The organism is Bacillus sp. GMa5/1, assembly GCF_050172015.1.
Classification (GTDB): Bacteria; Bacillota; Bacilli; order Bacillales; family Bacillaceae_G; genus Bacillus_A; species Bacillus_A cereus.
This window is the reverse complement of the sequence record NZ_JBNLYC010000032.1, coordinates 25,457-41,647: the sequence shown is the minus strand read 5'-3', so window position 1 is coordinate 41,647 and position 16,191 is coordinate 25,457. Positions and strand designations below refer to the sequence as shown.

Sequence of the window (16,191 nt, the reverse complement as noted above, 5' to 3'; positions counted from 1 at the left end):
ATAATATTATTATGTAAACTTAAGATTTTAAAAGGAAAATATAATAATTAATAGAACATGTAGAAGGAGATGCTTAAATATTTTGAAGGATGGGAGATTATTATGGAGCATTTACAATCAATAGCACAAGCTGTTATAAGTGGTAATAAGGAAAAAGTAGTGAAGTTTATAAAGGCGAGTCCAAGTATTGTTAACGAATGTAGTGAAGATGGCTAGACACCACTTCATTTAGCAGCTTATTTTGGACAGAAAGAAATAGCGAGTTTTCTTTTAGAAAGCGGTGCAGATTTACATAGTAGAGCGAAAAACGAAAATGAAAATACACCTTTGCAAGCGGCAATTGCGAACAAGCAAAGTGAACTTGTCGCTTTCTTAATTGAAAAAGGATCAGATGTAAATATTATGCAAAGTGGTGGCTGGACAGGACTCCACGAAGCAGCATTATTAGGAAATGAAGAAATAATTATGTTGCTCCTTAAAAATGGAGCTAATAAGATGATTAAGAAAAATGATGGGAAAACAGCGTATGATATTGCATTAGAAAAAGGATATAATCACCTTTTACATCATTTGAAACAGGAAGTGAACTTATGATGAATAAATGGAGTGTTGGTATATTTTTATTTAATGAAGTAGAAGTGTTAGACTTTGCAGGGCCATTTGAAGTTTTTTCTGTGACTGAGGTGAATGAAGAAAAAACATTTACTGTTTATACAGTTAGCGAGAATGGGGAAATGATTACAGCAAGGAATGGATTGAAGGTACAGCCAGATTATAGTATTGAAAATTTACCACCAGTGGATATTTTAATAATTCCGGGTGGACTAGGTGCTAGAAAATATGAAATGAAAAATGAAATAGTAATAAAATGGATTCGCCAACAAATGAAAGAAGTAAAGCTGATGACTTCAGTTTGTACAGGAGCGCTATTACTGGCGAAAGCAGGTTTACTGGAAGGTTTAAAAGCAACAACACATTGGGCTAGTATTGAAAAGTTTAAAAATGAGTTTCAAAATGTTGAAGTTATAGAAAATGTAAAGTTTGTAGATGAAGGACATATTATAACATCTGCCGGAATTTCAGCTGGAATTAATATGGCATTTCATATTGTGAAAAACTTGTTAGGTGTGCATGTTGCGGAGGACACAGCGAAGCGAATGGAGTATGATATTAGTTTGCCAAATTAAAAAGCCCGGATTGGGCTTTTTATATTGAATGAATATAGTTAAGCTCTTCATCACTCAAAATAGGGCGAACAGATGCATTTGCATTTTCTTGTGCTTGTGTTCCTGTTTTTGCACCAGGAATTACAACACTTACTGCCGGATGAGAGAGTACATAGCGAAGTGCAAGTTGCCCTAGGGTCTGATTTTTATTTGAGAGCAGCCGAAGTTTCTCTACGGTTTGTAAGTCTTCTTGAAACCAAGTTTCATTTGGCCAATCTTTGCGTAAATCTCCATCTGGAAAAATTGTTTTATTTGTGAATTTTCCAGTTAAAATGCCCATTTTTAATGGACCACGAATAACAGCTCCTAGATTTTTCTCTTGTAAGAATGGTAATATATCTTTTTCTGGTTTTCGATTTAATATATTGTAATCAAGTTGTACGATATCAATTTCGTTGTTGTTATTGAAATGATGAATGTATTGTAAATCATGAGTCGAAACACCGACTGCTCTTACTTTGCCATCACGTTTTAATATGTCAAATGCACGTAGAAATGCTTCTGTTTCTCTACGATTATGCCACCAAATATGACAAAAATAAAGATCAATATAATCTGTTTGAAGACGTTGTAAACTTGTTTCGAATACGGCGATGATTTTTTCGGGAGTATCATATACAGGAACTCCATTAGGGTCGTAGTGATGTCCGATTAAACCACCTTTCGTTGATAGGATAATATCATTACGATGTCCTTTAATCGCGGTAGCTACCAACTTTTCACTATGTCCTAAACCATACACATCCGCAGTATCAATAAAATTCACACCACACTCAATTGCTTTTTTTATAGCGGTTATAGATTGTTTATCGTTAACAGGTCCCCATTCATCACCACCGATTGCCCATGCGCCAAAACCTATTTCAGAAACAGTTATTCCAGTTTTACCTAATGTGCGGTAATGCATATTCCCCCTCCTTGTAAGCATGTTATAACATGGATATGTGGGGAAGGAATTTTGTGTGTGAAAAAACTCTTCTACAATAGTAGAAAAAGAATTACAGAAACTACTATTTTATAGCAGCATGTATAAAAAAAATCGGTGTAAATATGGAAATGTCGTCGAATGCTATCTTTAATTGGTTAATTTATGGGATATTTTTGTGAAGGAGTTTATTTTATAAGAATAGAATTTAGTTTAGTAAGAAAACGTGCCGATGGTAGTGAAAAATATGGGTTAGGGGGATTTGAATGAGGAAACTCGAGCGAGTAAATGTTCCTAATATACCAGAGCAATTATCACAACCTAGTGACAAGCGTAGGATAAATAAAAAGAAGTTAAGGCGACTTATTTTAATGGTCCTTTTTATTGCGGCAACTACTCTATATGTTCAATATATTTTAACGAAACAACAAGAAGTAATTGATAAAAAGAAAGATACGATTACGGATCAAAAGAAGCAATTAGTATCTTTAAAGAAAGATAAAGATTCTTTAAAGACTAACATAGAAAATTTAACAGACGATGAGGAAGAAATTTTGAAGTTAGCGAGAAAAGAGTATCAATTTTCTAAGTCAAATGAAACTATATTTGTGATGCCAAAGTAATAAAAACAGTTAGCCATTGAACTGCACCCCCAATTGTTAGACACCGTCTAACAATTGGGGGTGCAGTTTTTTATGTATGAATGTCATGGTACAAGGAACAATCACATATTGTAGAAATGAAGAGTTTAAGCTATTTTCATAAATATGGAATATGCACTAAAATAAATATTGTTAAAATTCTGTCAATTATATTATAATACAAGGTAAGCGGATACATTTTTTAATCAACGTTGAGTTCCTCGCTCATACGACTATTAAGAAACCCGTTATCCTCGTATAAGAAAGGAAGATAGCTGTGTACGCTTCAAATACAATTTATATCGTAGGGGATGCGAAAGCACCTCAAAATAATCCCATTACTGAAAAGTTTAAAAGCTATTTCGTAGCATTTATACTTGTTAAGGATACAGGGGAAATTGTAGATGCAGACTGCTCAGCGACAATTGCATTAACATCTCAATTTGTTAAATATTTATTTCTACATAAAAATATAAATGACCCGGCGTTAGTAATGGAAGTAAAGAACCGATATTTCGGTTCTTCTCAAAAAGCGTTACTTGTAGCGCTAAAAGATGCACAGAAAAAATATAATCAGATTGCTGCTTTGTCTACTCAATCATAGACAAAATCCAGCCGTAAGAATCATTCTTATGGCTGGATTTTTTTATTTCACATTATCGTCCTACATCAAAAGTGAACGAAAACAAAGTAGAGAGATAGAAGAGTAAATGCCCAATAGGTTTACTTAATAATCCGTGGGTATAAATCTCCGGTGGATTAAAATTTCACTTCATTGGAGAATGAAAGGATGAACAAAATGAAAATTACAGATGTAAAAGTAAATCGTAGACGTGTAAAACTGCATACATCGTTTAAAACCGCGCTTCGTACTGTATCAGAAATTGAAAGTATAGATGTTTATATTCATACAGACGAAGGAGTGATTGGTAAGGGGGCTGCAGCCGCAACGCCAGTTATTACGGGGGATTTCACCAGCGGAATGGAAGAAGCGATTTTAGGACCGATGCGTTCATGTTTAATTGGTCAAAATATCATTCAGTTTCAGCAGTTACTACAGGGCATTCAAATGAGTTGTATTGGAAATTCAAGTGCCAAAGCAGCGGTAGATATCGCTTTATATGATGTATATTGCCAATATCAAAATGTGCCGTTATATGCCTTGTTAGGCGGGAAGAAAGAAATTCATACCGATATTACAGTGAGTGTGGATGAGCCTGTATTAATGGCAAAAGAAGCGAAGAAACATATAGAAAAAGGATTTCAAACATTAAAGATTAAAGTGGGTAAAGAGGCGCATTTAGATTTGGAACGTATTGAGGCAATTCGAAATGTGGTACCAAGAAATACGATATTACGTTTAGATGCGAATCAAGGTTGGAGTCCAAAAGAAGCGGTCTCTATTATTCAAGAAATGGAAAATCGTAATTTAAATATAGAATTTATTGAACAACCAGTACACGCGAAAGATTGGGATGGGTTAAAGTATGTCAAAGATCGTGTGCAAACGCCAATTATGGCCGATGAAAGTATATTTTCAGCAAGTGACGCATTAAAGCTCGTTCAAGGAAGATATGCAGACTTCATTAATATTAAATTAATGAAATGTGGTGGTATACGTGAAGCATGGCGTATTGCAGATATCGCAGAAACAGCTGGTGTGAAGTGTATGGTGGGCAGCATGATGGAATCTTCACTTTCCGTTAGTGCTGTTGCGCATTTAGCGGCAGCGCATCCTAATATTCATTATTTTGATCTTGATGCACCGCTTTGGTTAATGGAAGAGCCAGAAGGAATGACTTATTCTGGATCAAAGGTAAACCTTCAATCGACAGTGAATAGTAAGTCTTAGGAGAAGAGACTAGTAAACTATCTTTTAAGGGGGATAAATATGAAAAAAGTAGGAACTGCATTTTTAACAACTTTATTTTTATTTTCATCGTTTACATCGGCAAATGCTGAAGAAAAGAAGGATAATAAAGCATTTATAGATGTATCTGCTGCAACGTTATGGACAGTACCTGATTCATTAAGGCCAATCGATACACCGAGTACAACAAATCCAGTGGATCTATGGAAATGGACGAAATCAATGACACTTGACGAGAAACTATGGTTAACAAATGCAAATAAATTAGAAACACAAGCGTTACTCGGTCAAGAAGTAACTGTTATTGATAAGAAAGGCGAATGGGTGAAGGTATTAGTGCATGGACAGCCAACACCCCGAAATGAAGAAGGTTATCCGGGCTGGATGCCTGAAAAACAATTAACATATAATCAAGAATTTGCAGATAAAACAAATGAACCTTTTGTCTTAATAACCAAACCAACAGCGATTTTATATATAAACCCTTCTGAAAAACATAAATCACTTGAAGTCAGTTATAATACAAGACTGCCGCTATTAAGTGAAGACACAATTTCATACCGTGTATTGTTGCCAAATGGGCAAAAAGCATGGATACGTAAAAATGATGGAACAGTTTACCAATCTCAAACTGATATTCCAACTCCGGCGGCCGATGATTTAATTAACACAGGGAAAATGTTTTTAGGATTACCGTATATATGGGCTGGTACAAGTGGTTTTGGATTTGATTGCTCTGGCTTCACGCATACGATCTATAAATCGCACGGCATTACAATTCCGCGAGATTCTGGACCGCAATCAAGAGCAGGAGTTGCAGTTGATAAAGAAAATCTACAAAAGGGAGATTTAATTTTCTTTGCACATGATCAAGGGAAAGGTAGTGTCCATCACGTCGCAATGTATATTGGTGATGGCAATATGATTCACTCACCAAGAGCTGAAAGATCGGTAGAGATTATACCGCTAAATACACCAGGATATATAGAAGAATACGCTGGTGCTCGTCGTTACTTACCTTAAAAATAGAGGGGGTTTTTAAATGAAAAAAGTTGTTCGTTACTCATTAGTTAGTACTCTATTAGTTTCTTCATTTTTAGTTGGCTGCGCAAAAGAAAAAACTGCAACAAAGCCGAAAGATGAGAAGAAAGTATTACAGTTACTAGAAACGGGTGAAATTCCGTCGTTAAATTCAGGGAAAGTAACAGATGCAGTCTCGTTTAACGTTTTGAATAACGTAATGGAAGGACTATTTCGTCTATCGAAAAATGATGAAGAAATTGAAGCCGGCGCACAAAAATATGAAGTGAGTAAAGATGGAAAGACATATACATTCCAATTGCGTGATGCGAAATGGTCTAACGGAGATCCAGTAACCGCCCATGATTACGTATACGCTTGGAAGCAATTGATTAATCCAGATACAGCTTCTCAATATGCATACATTGCGTACGATGTAAAAAATGCTGAGAAGATAAATAAAAAACAACTAGGTCTAGATGAATTAGGAGTAAAAGCGAAGGATGATAAAACATTCGTCGTAGAGCTAGAACATCCTGTACCGTATTTTACGAAATTATTAATTTTACCATCCTTCTATCCAATTAACGAAAAATATGCGAAAGAGCAAGGTGATAAATATGGATTAGAAGCAAATAAAGCGGTATATAATGGACCGTTTACATTATCAGAGTGGAAGCATGAAGCTAGCTTTACAATGAAGAAAAACGATAAGTATTGGGATAAAAAAGAAGTGAAGTTAGATGAAGTAAACTATCAAATTGTAAAAGAAATTTCAACTGCGGTAAATTTATATGAAACAGATAAAGTTGATAGAGCTGTTATTTCTACAGAATTCGTAGATAAATATAAAAATAATAAAGAGCTAAAACAATATACAGATCCAGTTATGTACTTCTTCCGATTTAATGAAAATGTACCGATTCTTAAAAATAAAAATGCACGTCTTGCGCTAAGTACAGTTTTTGATAAGAAGGGACTCGCAGATTCATTTTTAAATGATGGATCGGTTGCAGCGAACTATTACGTACCAAAAGGATTTTTAAAGGGCCCAGATAAGAAAGATTTTAGAAGTACGTCTGGTGAGTTTAATAAGACAAATGTAAAACAGGCGAAGGAATATTGGGAGAAAGCAAAACAAGAGACAGGTACAAATGAAGTGACTTTAGAATTATTAAATTATGACTTAGAAAACTTTAAAAAAGTTGGAGAGTACATTAAAGAGCAGCTTGAGAAAAACTTACCAGGATTAAAAGTGAATGTGAAATTACAGCCGCATACGCAAAAATTAGCACTTGAGAAGAAGAAAGAATATGAAATGTCGTTATCACGCTGGTTACCAGATTATCCAGATCCAATGACTTACTTAGAAGTATTCCTTTCTGGAAGCAGTGTTAATAATACAGAATATGCAAATCCAGAATATGATGCATTAATTAAGAAGATTAAAACAGAATTAGGTAATGATGAAAAGGCTCGCTGGAAAGCAATGCAAGATGCTGAAAAAATGCTACTTGATGATGCAGTAATTGCACCGGTATTCCAGCGTGGATTATCTTACTTACAAAAACCATATGTGAAAGATTTATATGTACATCAATTTGGTCCAGCTACAAGTTTAAAATGGGCAGATTTACAAAAATAAAAGAATGGGGAAACAGACTTCACGTATGTGATAGTCTGTTTTTTCTTATTTAAAGTTAGAAAAATAGTTCATGGTATAATTTATTAGTCTGTAAACAGTATTTGGAGGGAAAATGATGTCTATGTTTGAAGAAGAGAAAGTAATTTATACAAAAAGATTATTTATGAGGAAACCAATTGTAGAAGATATTGATCAGTTTTATAACATATTAAAAAAAGATACTGTTGGCAAATGGCTGGCTAAATCAAGAGGAATGTCGAAGGAAGAAACAAATGATTATATTGGGCAACTTATCTTACATTGGGAACAGTATGACTTCGGGGTATGGTTGTTATTTAATAGTGAAACAGGAAAGCTTTTAGGACATTGTGGTTTAAGAAAGGTAGATGAAACAGGTGAAATAGAAATTATGTATCTTCTTGACCCAGAACATTGGAGGAATGGGTATGCATTAGAAGCAGCAGAGGCTTCCATTAAATATGTAATAGAGACTTTGAATGTAACAAGAATAATTGCTAGAGTTAAAGTAGCAAATGAGAGCTCGAAAAAACTTTTACGAAAGCTCGGGTTTATATATACTCATGAAGTTGATCATAGCGGGCGCTTATTATCATATTTTGAACTCCATACATCATCCAAAGAATTCTAGACATTTCATATATTTTTTCATTGTTAAAAAATAAAATTATTACTAAAATTCCAGTGTGAAATTTATGTAGAATCTTGTATAATTAACATGTTTCTATGGAAACATTTTCTTGCGCTATTTATATAGGGCTTAATAGAACAAGGAAGGAAATACATACATGTATATAATAGATAAATAGAATGGAACATGTATAGAGACAAAGGAGAGAAAAGATGACGTGTCAAAAACAAGGGTTACAATTTAATAACGATAGAAAGAGGGACAGAAGATGAAAATGAAGCATGCTTTTGGTCCTATAATTTTAGCGTGTGTGCTTTTTTTCATTATCATTCTAATCCCATCGAAAAGTTTAGTATCGCTTATTAGTGATAAGAAGGTAGAAGATGCGGCAACTTCTTTACAAAAAGAGAAATTACAAAGTGTTTTCTTACAGCAAAAAATGTTAGAGAATTCACAGTATTTACCGATGTACGGTTCATCAGAATTTTTACGAATGGATGCATATCATCCGTCTAATTATTTCAAAGTAAATCCAGCTGGTTTTACACCGTTTTTAATTGGAACTGGTGGTACACAAAGTTTAGCTCATATTTTAAATATGACATCTACTATGGATGAATTAGAAGGTAAAAAAGTAGTGTTTGTTCTTTCACCACAATGGTTTACAAAGACTGGTGTATCACAAGGGGATTTCACTAATAATTTCTCCAAACAACAAGCATATCATTTTATTTTTAATGATGAGATAAATCCAGGAATGAAGAAGCAAATCGCGAAACGGCTATTAGATTATAAAGTTGTTCAAGAAGATGATATATTAAAAAATTCATTAGAAGGTATTGTATATAATGATACGAAACATAACATAAAAGCAGGTTTAGTTAAACCACTTGCTTATATGCATCGAAATATTTTAGATCATAGAGATTTATTTAACTCTTTATTTAAAATCGAACCGATGAAAGAGAAAACAAATATCGGACTTCGTTCAATTTCTTGGGAAGACGCACGTAAACACGCAGAACAAGAAGGGAAAGCAGAGTCTACTACAAATACATTCGGAATTGAAAATCCGTATTATCATAAGAATAATCTGAAGAAAAAACTAAAAGGTTTAAAAAACTTTAGAGCAAATGAAACATATGATGAATCACCAGAATACGATGATTTACAAATTATTTTAGATTTATTTAAAGAGAAAAATGTCAAACCACTCTTTATTTCTGTACCCGTAAATGGGCCTTGGTATGATTATACTGGCTTCCCGAAAGAACGCCGTGAAGTGTATTATAAAAAAGTTCGAGAACAGGTTGAGAAAGCAGGATATCCAGTAGTTGATTTCTCTGGTCATGAATATGATAAGTATTTCTTAAAAGATACGATTCATTTGGGCTGGAAAGGTTGGATTTATTTTGATGAAGCAGTGCATAAATTTAATTCTGAGAAATAAAGTATAGAAATCGGAATGGCTATGAGCCGTTCCGATTTTTTTAGTATAGAGGATTTTGGTGAGGACAATTTGGGAATGCATGTATATCTTGAATCTGTCCATAATCATAATGTTTCATTGCGAACTGGGCTTGATAAAGGTATTCATACACATATAATTGACCATCATGCGCTGAACATAATACACCAGAAGTTCCTTGCCCATTTATGAAAGAGATACCGATAGGGCGTCCGATTAAGTATGGTATTTTTTGCCGCCAATGCATAGGGGAATCACTCCTTTTTGAGATAATATACGAAAGAAATGATTGAATGGTTGCTTATCCATGTAAATGTAGATGGAAAGGTGTTATATAATTCCTGAAGATTAATATAAATAAAAAACCGCTATAATTCTGAATTTATAGCGGCTTTTTTATATTCTTAAGCAAGATTTTTACGCTTTTTTGCCCATTTTTTTATAACGAAGTATAAAAGTATAAGTACGACGCCACCAATTGCGAATGATTTCACATACGGACCAGCAATATCGTTAATATTTTCCCAATTTTCACCTAGCTTTTCACCTAAATAAATGAAAATGATAGACCAAGGGATAATCGCAAGTGCTGTTAGTGTAGTGAAACGTAGTAAAGGCATTTTTGTAATACCAGCAGGAATTGAAATCGCATGACGCACTACTGGAATGAAGCGTGCTGTAAAAATGACACCAGTTCCGTAACGATTAAACCAATCTTCTGCAGCGTCTATTTGCTTTTTATGTATGAAAATATATTTTCCATAACGTTCTAATATAGGGCGTCCACCATATCGTCCAAGCCAATAAATAAAGATTTGGGCAATAACACCGCCAATTGTACCGAATACAACTGCGCCTATAAATGAGATACTTCCATTGAATACTAAGTATCCTGCATAAGCAAGGACAATTTCACTTGGGATAATCTCAATCATAAGTCCAAGCATAATGCCCCAATAACCTAATCCTTCAAAAAACGTTAATACTGAATGAATAAAACTACTTAACATTGTTGCACCTTCTAGTTTATGAATTTTTGAGTATAAGAACCTTTTATTTAATTGCATAAAAGGTTCACCATATGTAGATTATACCTTATTTACATAGGGGATTGCTATTTCAATTCTTTTATGTCTCTCATAAGTATTATAGTAAAGTATATAAGCTACGTTTTCATGAAGGGTTAATGAAAAGATTATTAAAAATTTCTCATAAAAAAATAGAAGCATTTCTGCTCCTATTTTTTAAGGCTTCACATCTAAGTTCTGTAAAAATAAAGTTGCTGTTACGTAACGCTTTGCTAACATTTGTACATAAGCGGTATGTACAGAAAGGGTCGCAATAATAATAGCGTTACGAATTGCTTCGCGTTGTTCGTTATTAATTTGATCGAACTTACTTGCGATTTTATCAGCTTTTTCTTTTACGATGTTTTCAATTGTATGAACGGTATCTGTTGCATTTAATTGTAAGCAATTCCCTTGATTGAGTTCTTCAAATAAAGAAGAGTATGCTACATATAAATGAACAGGATTGATTAAATCATCACTTCGATCGGCTGGGTCATTTACAATAAGGCGTAATAGCTTACGAATGGATTCAAAATCAAGTGCTGTTTTTAAATCTTCGACAATAAATAGTAAGGCTGCTTGTTCGATTGAATATTTTTTCCCTTTTTGAGGAGAGCCAATCATTTCTTTTATATCTCGTTTCACCCAGTTTTGCATAGCAGTTACAGAGAAACTTGTGTTTTCAATCTGATTGCCAAGCGCAACTATTTCATTTAAAGAAAAACCGACATCAGTATCGTCAATTTTAATCAGCTTTTCAAAAATAGGTGAAAGTGCGGTAGTAATAAAAGCTGTAACGCTTTGTCCGCTTTCAATATCTTTTTTATGTGACTTTGCCCAAGCTTCTTGTAAAATACCGAGAGGCTTTTTCGTATTCCATCCTCTTAGTGATAGAAGAAGGGTAGCCATTTCGTTTCGTGTGAGATGAAATGTTTCCATCTTTTCACCTCCAAAATAATAAAAAGTTCTTATGAACTTATAATATGTTTTGTTTCATTTAAAGTCAATTCTGTTTTGCTTAATTTTTCCTTTGTGACCAAACTGTTGAAAGTAAATAATACTTGCATATTTCGACAAAAGTTCATATAATAAGTTCATAAGAACTTTTAAAATGTTCTTAAAAACAAATCTATCATTCTGAATTTACTAGAAAGATAGATTTCACATATATCTATATAAAAGGAGAATGGATATAATATGTTGAAAAAACTTGTAGCAGTAATGACAGCATTCATGGTTATCTTTGGGGCTAGCAGCTTTATGTTCGTAGATCATGCAGCAGCGAAAAGTTACAAATCTGGTAAAAAATCATTTACACCAAGTTCAGGTCAAAAGTCAAAAGTTGATTTAAACAAAAAAGACTCAAATGTAAATTCTCAAAAAACGACTCCAGATTCAAAAACGAAAGCAACAAACACGGCACCAAAAAGTAATAAAGGAAGCTTTATGAAAGGTTTATTACTAGGTGGTCTTGGTGGTTTACTAATGGGTAGCTTATTTGCAAATATGGGAGCTCTTGGTTCTGTATTAGCGTTTATGGTAAATATGTTAGTAATGGCTGGTATCGTAATGTTAGCAGTTCGTGCATTTAAATACTTCAAAGACCAACGTAAGAAGAAGGCAGATGAAGTAGCATGGAAACAATAAAAATTTCTGAACAAGAGCTTATAAATGCGCTTTGTATATATATCGCTGAAAAAAGACAAGTGGGTCCAGAAGAAGTATTAGTTGAACTCATGTATGATGACGACTACGGTTTCTCTGCGGAAGTAGAGGTAAATGGTCGCCAGCAAATTTTAATTCAAGCAAACTTAATCGAAGCTTTACGCTTATTGCTTGACAGAGAATATAATGTCAATCCATTCGCAGCGAGATTACAACTTGAATTAGATGATGAAGAAGGCATTTACGCATTAGCGAAATTTAATAACTCAGATGAGTAGAGAAGAGAGCTGTTGAGAATAATCTCAGCAGCTCTTTTTAGTATGTGCATATGTAGATGAGTAATCACGCCAAATTTCATTCATCTTTCGTCTACCGATATCTACCATCGGATTAAACTGAATTGCAGATTTCTGACGAACAAAGTGAACGTTTTGAATGGCGTGAGATAATTGTTGGTCGACTATATCACGTTTTTTGCTTGCATATTTAGCAATAGATAGACCTGCAACTGTTCCTTGCGCCATCGCAATTTTTCCGCTTTCAATGCCTGTAATATTGCCAGCTACAAATAAACCAGGAAGAGGAGTTTCCATTGTTTCGGAATGGAGAGGAACGTGTCCACCTAATTCTGAAATGTAATGGAAGGGACAACCAGCTACAGCTGCAAGTTCGGCAAGTGGGTATAATCCCCCGGCAATACAAACAAAATCTGCTTCATATATTTTCTCTGATCCATTAATAACATTTCCTTTAGAGTCAATATTAGCAACACGTACACCTTCAACTTGATCTGTTCCGATAATTTCAAGAGCTGCTTTCCGAAGGTGAAGTGGCGTTCCGTTTATTTTCATTCCGCTGTTTGGATAGAATGTTAATCCAGCTTTTCGAACCCAATCATATTTCATAAAGTGGCTACCTATTCGCAAAATAGCAGAAGGAGCGAGATGTGCTGCATTTAAAAGAGAGTTTAAAACTTCTTCAGGTTCACCAGCTTTTTGACTTAACTCGCTTTTCTCAGGGAGTACAATATGATCCACTGTAATTCCCGCTAATTGCAATTCACTTAAAATGGCGAAAGACAAAATGTTAGCACCAATAATAATTCCTTTTTTTCCAACTTGCACGCGATGAACATTTGTCATAACTTGAGCTGCTCCAATTGACATCACTCCTGGAAGTGTCCAGCCAGGAAGGGGAATAGAATATTCCGCAGCTCCAGTAGCAAGTAGTACGAAAGGCGCTTCTAACGTACCGATATTAGTATGTACAAACCAATTGTTTTCATCTCTATCTAAATTATAGACCGAAACACCGCACCTGATATGTACTGAAAGTGATTCTGCTTCTTCATGAAGTCGCTTCGATTCTTTTATTCCGTTCCACCATTCTCCAGTAGGCTCTTGATGCAACTGTCCTAACAATCTCCCGCCCGGCTTCATAAATTCATCAATAACGAGCACTTTTAGTCCGAAACGAGCACAAGAAATAGAAGCAGATAATCCCGCTGGCCCTGCACCAATAATAATTACATCACTCATCGTTTTTTCACCATCTCTCTCACGATATTCGGATGCTGTTTCCCGCTTTCAACAACCATGTTTTCTTCTACAACAGTTAAGCATGCGCGTACATTTGTTTGATTATTTACTGTCATGCGGCATTCGGAACAGTGTCCGATATTACAATAAATACCTCGCGGTGTTCCGCTATCTTCATGAACTCTTAATGTCCTAATTCCATTTGCTAACAGGGCAGCAGCTATCGTTTCATGTTCATATGCTCCGTATTGATGACCGTTAAATTGAAAGGTAATACGCTCACTACTTTGTAAAGTACCTAAAATAGGGTGATGTGTAATTCTACTCATTTACTTTCACCTACCGATCCAAAAGTAACTGCACGTATTGGTGGTTGATATTTTAACGGTAGTTCATTAAGAGTTACGTCAGGATTCGCATTTTCAATCATTCGATCTATCATTATTCTGCATGTGCGACCACCGCAAAATCCCATGCCAGCACGTGTTCTTAGTTTTAATTCTCTTGCCGAGCAGTTATATTCAGCAATTGTCGATTGAAGTTGCCCATATGTAACCTCTTCACAACGACAAACGATTAAGTTGTTTTTATTTGTCATGTGTATTCCTCCTCTAGTTCGGTTTTCACAAATTATATATGCAAAAATCATGCCAATATAGAGGAGGAGAGGGCTATCTGTAAATGCCTGATCGGTGCATACTGCTTCTTTATTGAAGTCCAAGTTTCTTTAAACGGTTATATAAAGTAGCCCTTGTTACGCCAAGTTGTTTTGCGCATTCTAATTTATTCCCATTTAAAATTCGTAAAGCCCTTTCAATAACTTTTTTCTCATGCTCATCCATCTCTTCTTGTAAAGAAAGGATTGTATTATTGTTGCTGAGTAATAGGGAATGAGCTGTATGGTTGTCTAAAGTTTCAGTCGTATGAAATGGTAAATATTCTTGTTTTATAATTCCGTCTGTTGCGAATACCACAAGCCGTTCAACAACGTTTCTAAGTTCGCGAATATTGCCTGGCCAATTGTAATGAAGCAGTTCATGCATAATGCTTGAAGGTAAGTCACGAATTGGTCTGTTATAGTTGATTGAAAAATCGTTTAAGAAAGAATAGGTTAATTCAATAATATCCTCGCGTCTTTCGCGCAGCGGTGGAATCTGCAAGCTAACTACATTTAAGCGGTAATATAAATCTTCTCGGAAAGTTCCTTTTCTCATTTCTTCTTGTAAATCACGATTTGTAGCAGCGATAATACGGAAATCAATATTAATTTCTTTTTCACCACCAACTCGGTAATAATTTCGCTCTTGCAGTACACGTAACAGTTTTACTTGCATATCAAGTGGCATTTCACCTATTTCATCAAGAAATAAAGTACCGCCTTGCGCGAGTTCTATTTTACCTTTTTTTCCTTTACTATTTGCTCCAGAAAACGCCCCACGCTCGTAACCGAATAATTCACTTTCAAATAACGCTTCTGGAATTGCCCCGCAGTTAATCGAAATGAAAGGCGCCTTCGCTGCCTCACTTGCTTCATGAATTGCTTTCGCAAATACTTCTTTTCCAACTCCGCTTTCCCCAAGTATTAAAACAGTTGATTTCACCGAACAAACTTTTCTAGCTAATTGTATCGTTCTTTGTATAACAGGACTTTTCCCATTCATCGCAAGGAATGGATCGGATTCATCTTTATACTTTGCCACTTCTTGTTCTAAACGGTGCATTTCATGTGACATATTAAATAGTTTTTCATTTAAAGCGACTTGATTTGTAACATCTGTTTCTGAAACGACTGCTCCTATAATTTCATCATTACAATAAACTGGATTTGAATTAATTAATACAAATAAATCGGGACGAGGCTGATGGAACTGAGCGACTATGCTTTTTCCATCATGTAAAGATTGTAAAATTTCCAAGTCTTTATAATCAAAAAAACGAGTAATCGGTTGCCCAATAATCTCATTATGGTTGACTGAAAATATTTTTTCAGCACCATCTGTCCAAGTTCGAACACATTCTTTACTATCAATTACTGTAACAGAAGAGTCAGTTGTTTGTATTACAGTGTCATAAAATGACTGTAGTTCATTGTAGGACTTATAAAGAAATGGAATCATTTGCTGAGAAGTTATACAGCATATCGGCTCATCGTTTTCGTTAAGGATGATAACAGCTAATTCATAAGAAAAAGCGTCAATTAATGCAGTGAATGAGTCATCTACATAAATAATTGCGCAATTATATTCTTCTGTAGTAGAAGGGAGGTAATAAAACCTTTCGTTTATTTTCTTAATGCGATCAAGGCTACATGTATGATTGATTAAAACGCTTTCCAAAAATTCTTGTATAGTCGGAAATGAAAATTCCATAATGTCCTCCTGTTATGTATAAAAATTTTGACAGTGATAAAAAAATAATACACCTATTTACTATAAGTTTAAAATATTTTTACAAATAAAAATATTATTTATAAA

Annotated in this window: 18 protein-coding genes and 1 pseudogene; 11 read left to right on the top strand and 8 right to left on the bottom strand. The window is 34.6% G+C overall.

Features of this window, described 5'->3' with window-relative positions; translation table 11 throughout:
* The first annotated feature begins 102 nt into the window (after positions 1-102).
* Both ACQGSG_RS10715 and ACQGSG_RS10710 read left to right on the top strand, forming a co-directional pair.
* Positions 103-594 (top strand): annotated as a pseudogene (locus ACQGSG_RS10715) (ankyrin repeat domain-containing protein).
* Positions 591-1,187, top strand: coding sequence for a DJ-1/PfpI family protein (locus ACQGSG_RS10710; RefSeq protein ID WP_000981435.1), 597 nt, complete (start codon positions 591-593; stop codon positions 1,185-1,187). Before ACQGSG_RS10715 ends, ACQGSG_RS10710 begins: the two are co-directional and overlap by 4 nt.
* Positions 1,188-1,206: 19 nt before the next feature.
* Here ACQGSG_RS10710 and ACQGSG_RS10705 read toward each other — a convergent pair whose 3' ends face one another.
* Positions 1,207-2,133: an aldo/keto reductase gene (locus tag ACQGSG_RS10705; protein ID WP_000559359.1), complete on the bottom strand. Its 927-nt coding sequence runs from the start codon at positions 2,131-2,133 to the stop codon at positions 1,207-1,209.
* Positions 2,134-2,417: 284 nt separating this feature from the next.
* Between ACQGSG_RS10705 and ACQGSG_RS10700 the strand changes: the two genes are divergently transcribed.
* From ACQGSG_RS10700 to dltD, 7 genes are all read left to right on the top strand, one after another.
* Positions 2,418-2,774 (top strand): FtsB family cell division protein, encoded by a 357-nt coding sequence (locus ACQGSG_RS10700; RefSeq protein ID WP_001228371.1) that lies wholly within the window; start codon positions 2,418-2,420, stop codon positions 2,772-2,774.
* 295 nt (positions 2,775-3,069) lie between these two features.
* Positions 3,070-3,396, top strand: coding sequence for a DUF3870 domain-containing protein (locus ACQGSG_RS10695; RefSeq protein ID WP_000271312.1), 327 nt, complete (start codon positions 3,070-3,072; stop codon positions 3,394-3,396).
* Between the two features lie 186 nt (positions 3,397-3,582).
* Positions 3,583-4,644, top strand: coding sequence for a dipeptide epimerase (locus tag ACQGSG_RS10690; RefSeq protein WP_325842870.1), 1,062 nt, complete (start codon positions 3,583-3,585; stop codon positions 4,642-4,644).
* 39 nt (positions 4,645-4,683) lie between these two features.
* Positions 4,684-5,685 carry a C40 family peptidase gene (locus ACQGSG_RS10685; protein ID WP_087875453.1) on the top strand — a complete coding sequence of 334 codons (1,002 nt, stop codon included), beginning with the start codon at positions 4,684-4,686 and terminating at the stop codon, positions 5,683-5,685.
* 19 nt (positions 5,686-5,704) lie between these two features.
* Positions 5,705-7,327, top strand: a complete 1,623-nt coding sequence (locus ACQGSG_RS10680; protein ID WP_000758254.1) for a peptide ABC transporter substrate-binding protein — start codon at positions 5,705-5,707, stop codon at positions 7,325-7,327.
* Positions 7,328-7,442: 115 nt separating this feature from the next.
* Positions 7,443-7,976, top strand: a complete 534-nt coding sequence (locus ACQGSG_RS10675) for a GNAT family N-acetyltransferase (RefSeq protein ID WP_325842869.1) — start codon at positions 7,443-7,445, stop codon at positions 7,974-7,976.
* A 268-nt stretch (positions 7,977-8,244) separates the two neighbouring features.
* The gene (dltD, locus tag ACQGSG_RS10670; protein WP_000782304.1) at positions 8,245-9,426 is read left to right on the top strand and encodes a D-alanyl-lipoteichoic acid biosynthesis protein DltD; all 1,182 of its coding nucleotides are present in this window, start codon (positions 8,245-8,247) and stop codon (positions 9,424-9,426) included.
* 40 nt (positions 9,427-9,466) lie between these two features.
* Here dltD and ACQGSG_RS10665 read toward each other — a convergent pair whose 3' ends face one another.
* The 3 genes from ACQGSG_RS10665 to ACQGSG_RS10655 form a co-directional block, all read right to left on the bottom strand.
* Positions 9,467-9,691, bottom strand: coding sequence for a hypothetical protein (locus ACQGSG_RS10665; RefSeq protein ID WP_325842868.1), 225 nt, complete (start codon positions 9,689-9,691; stop codon positions 9,467-9,469).
* A gap of 157 nt (positions 9,692-9,848) precedes the next feature.
* Positions 9,849-10,454: a DedA family protein gene (locus ACQGSG_RS10660; protein ID WP_088352022.1), complete on the bottom strand. Its 606-nt coding sequence runs from the start codon at positions 10,452-10,454 to the stop codon at positions 9,849-9,851.
* Between the two features lie 234 nt (positions 10,455-10,688).
* A complete protein-coding gene (locus ACQGSG_RS10655; protein WP_000447231.1) occupies positions 10,689-11,453 on the bottom strand; it encodes a DUF1836 domain-containing protein in 765 nt (254 codons plus the stop codon).
* A gap of 258 nt (positions 11,454-11,711) precedes the next feature.
* Between ACQGSG_RS10655 and ACQGSG_RS10650 the strand changes: the two genes are divergently transcribed.
* Positions 11,712-12,161 carry a hypothetical protein gene (locus ACQGSG_RS10650; protein WP_000914478.1) on the top strand — a complete coding sequence of 150 codons (450 nt, stop codon included), beginning with the start codon at positions 11,712-11,714 and terminating at the stop codon, positions 12,159-12,161.
* Complete coding sequence (locus ACQGSG_RS10645) at positions 12,149-12,457, top strand: YxcD family protein (RefSeq protein WP_000447747.1); 309 nt, start codon at positions 12,149-12,151, stop codon at positions 12,455-12,457. The genes ACQGSG_RS10650 and ACQGSG_RS10645 overlap by 13 nt, the downstream gene beginning before the upstream one ends.
* Before the next feature lie 24 nt (positions 12,458-12,481).
* On the opposite strand, the gene ACQGSG_RS10640 is transcribed toward ACQGSG_RS10645, so the two are convergent.
* From ACQGSG_RS10640 to ACQGSG_RS10625, 4 genes are all read right to left on the bottom strand, one after another.
* Positions 12,482-13,717: an NAD(P)/FAD-dependent oxidoreductase gene (locus ACQGSG_RS10640; protein ID WP_001286106.1), complete on the bottom strand. Its 1,236-nt coding sequence runs from the start codon at positions 13,715-13,717 to the stop codon at positions 12,482-12,484.
* Positions 13,714-14,046: a (2Fe-2S)-binding protein gene (locus ACQGSG_RS10635; protein ID WP_000087067.1), complete on the bottom strand. Its 333-nt coding sequence runs from the start codon at positions 14,044-14,046 to the stop codon at positions 13,714-13,716. Before ACQGSG_RS10635 ends, ACQGSG_RS10640 begins: the two co-directional genes overlap by 4 nt.
* Complete coding sequence (locus tag ACQGSG_RS10630) at positions 14,043-14,315, bottom strand: (2Fe-2S)-binding protein (RefSeq protein ID WP_000182619.1); 273 nt, start codon at positions 14,313-14,315, stop codon at positions 14,043-14,045. The genes ACQGSG_RS10635 and ACQGSG_RS10630 overlap by 4 nt, the downstream gene beginning before the upstream one ends.
* A 109-nt stretch (positions 14,316-14,424) precedes the next feature.
* The gene (locus ACQGSG_RS10625) at positions 14,425-16,086 is read right to left on the bottom strand and encodes a sigma-54 interaction domain-containing protein (protein WP_098290437.1); all 1,662 of its coding nucleotides are present in this window, start codon (positions 16,084-16,086) and stop codon (positions 14,425-14,427) included.
* Between the last annotated feature and the right edge of the window lie 105 nt (positions 16,087-16,191).

Coding starts and splice junctions, on each gene's coding strand:
- ACQGSG_RS10710 (WP_000981435.1), top strand. CDS start 591: ATGATGAATAAATGGAGTGTTGGTATATTTTTATTTAATGAAGTAGAA.
- ACQGSG_RS10705 (WP_000559359.1), bottom strand. CDS start 2,133: ATGCATTACCGCACATTAGGTAAAACTGGAATAACTGTTTCTGAAATA.
- ACQGSG_RS10700 (WP_001228371.1), top strand. CDS start 2,418: ATGAGGAAACTCGAGCGAGTAAATGTTCCTAATATACCAGAGCAATTA.
- ACQGSG_RS10690 (WP_325842870.1), top strand. CDS start 3,583: ATGAACAAAATGAAAATTACAGATGTAAAAGTAAATCGTAGACGTGTA.
- ACQGSG_RS10685 (WP_087875453.1), top strand. CDS start 4,684: ATGAAAAAAGTAGGAACTGCATTTTTAACAACTTTATTTTTATTTTCA.
- ACQGSG_RS10680 (WP_000758254.1), top strand. CDS start 5,705: ATGAAAAAAGTTGTTCGTTACTCATTAGTTAGTACTCTATTAGTTTCT.
- ACQGSG_RS10675 (WP_325842869.1), top strand. CDS start 7,443: ATGTCTATGTTTGAAGAAGAGAAAGTAATTTATACAAAAAGATTATTT.
- dltD (WP_000782304.1), top strand. CDS start 8,245: ATGAAAATGAAGCATGCTTTTGGTCCTATAATTTTAGCGTGTGTGCTT.
- ACQGSG_RS10665 (WP_325842868.1), bottom strand. CDS start 9,691: ATGCATTGGCGGCAAAAAATACCATACTTAATCGGACGCCCTATCGGT.
- ACQGSG_RS10660 (WP_088352022.1), bottom strand. CDS start 10,454: ATGTTAAGTAGTTTTATTCATTCAGTATTAACGTTTTTTGAAGGATTA.
- ACQGSG_RS10655 (WP_000447231.1), bottom strand. CDS start 11,453: ATGGAAACATTTCATCTCACACGAAACGAAATGGCTACCCTTCTTCTA.
- ACQGSG_RS10650 (WP_000914478.1), top strand. CDS start 11,712: ATGTTGAAAAAACTTGTAGCAGTAATGACAGCATTCATGGTTATCTTT.
- ACQGSG_RS10645 (WP_000447747.1), top strand. CDS start 12,149: ATGGAAACAATAAAAATTTCTGAACAAGAGCTTATAAATGCGCTTTGT.
- ACQGSG_RS10640 (WP_001286106.1), bottom strand. CDS start 13,717: ATGAGTGATGTAATTATTATTGGTGCAGGGCCAGCGGGATTATCTGCT.
- ACQGSG_RS10635 (WP_000087067.1), bottom strand. CDS start 14,046: ATGAGTAGAATTACACATCACCCTATTTTAGGTACTTTACAAAGTAGT.
- ACQGSG_RS10630 (WP_000182619.1), bottom strand. CDS start 14,315: ATGACAAATAAAAACAACTTAATCGTTTGTCGTTGTGAAGAGGTTACA.
- ACQGSG_RS10625 (WP_098290437.1), bottom strand. CDS start 16,086: ATGGAATTTTCATTTCCGACTATACAAGAATTTTTGGAAAGCGTTTTA.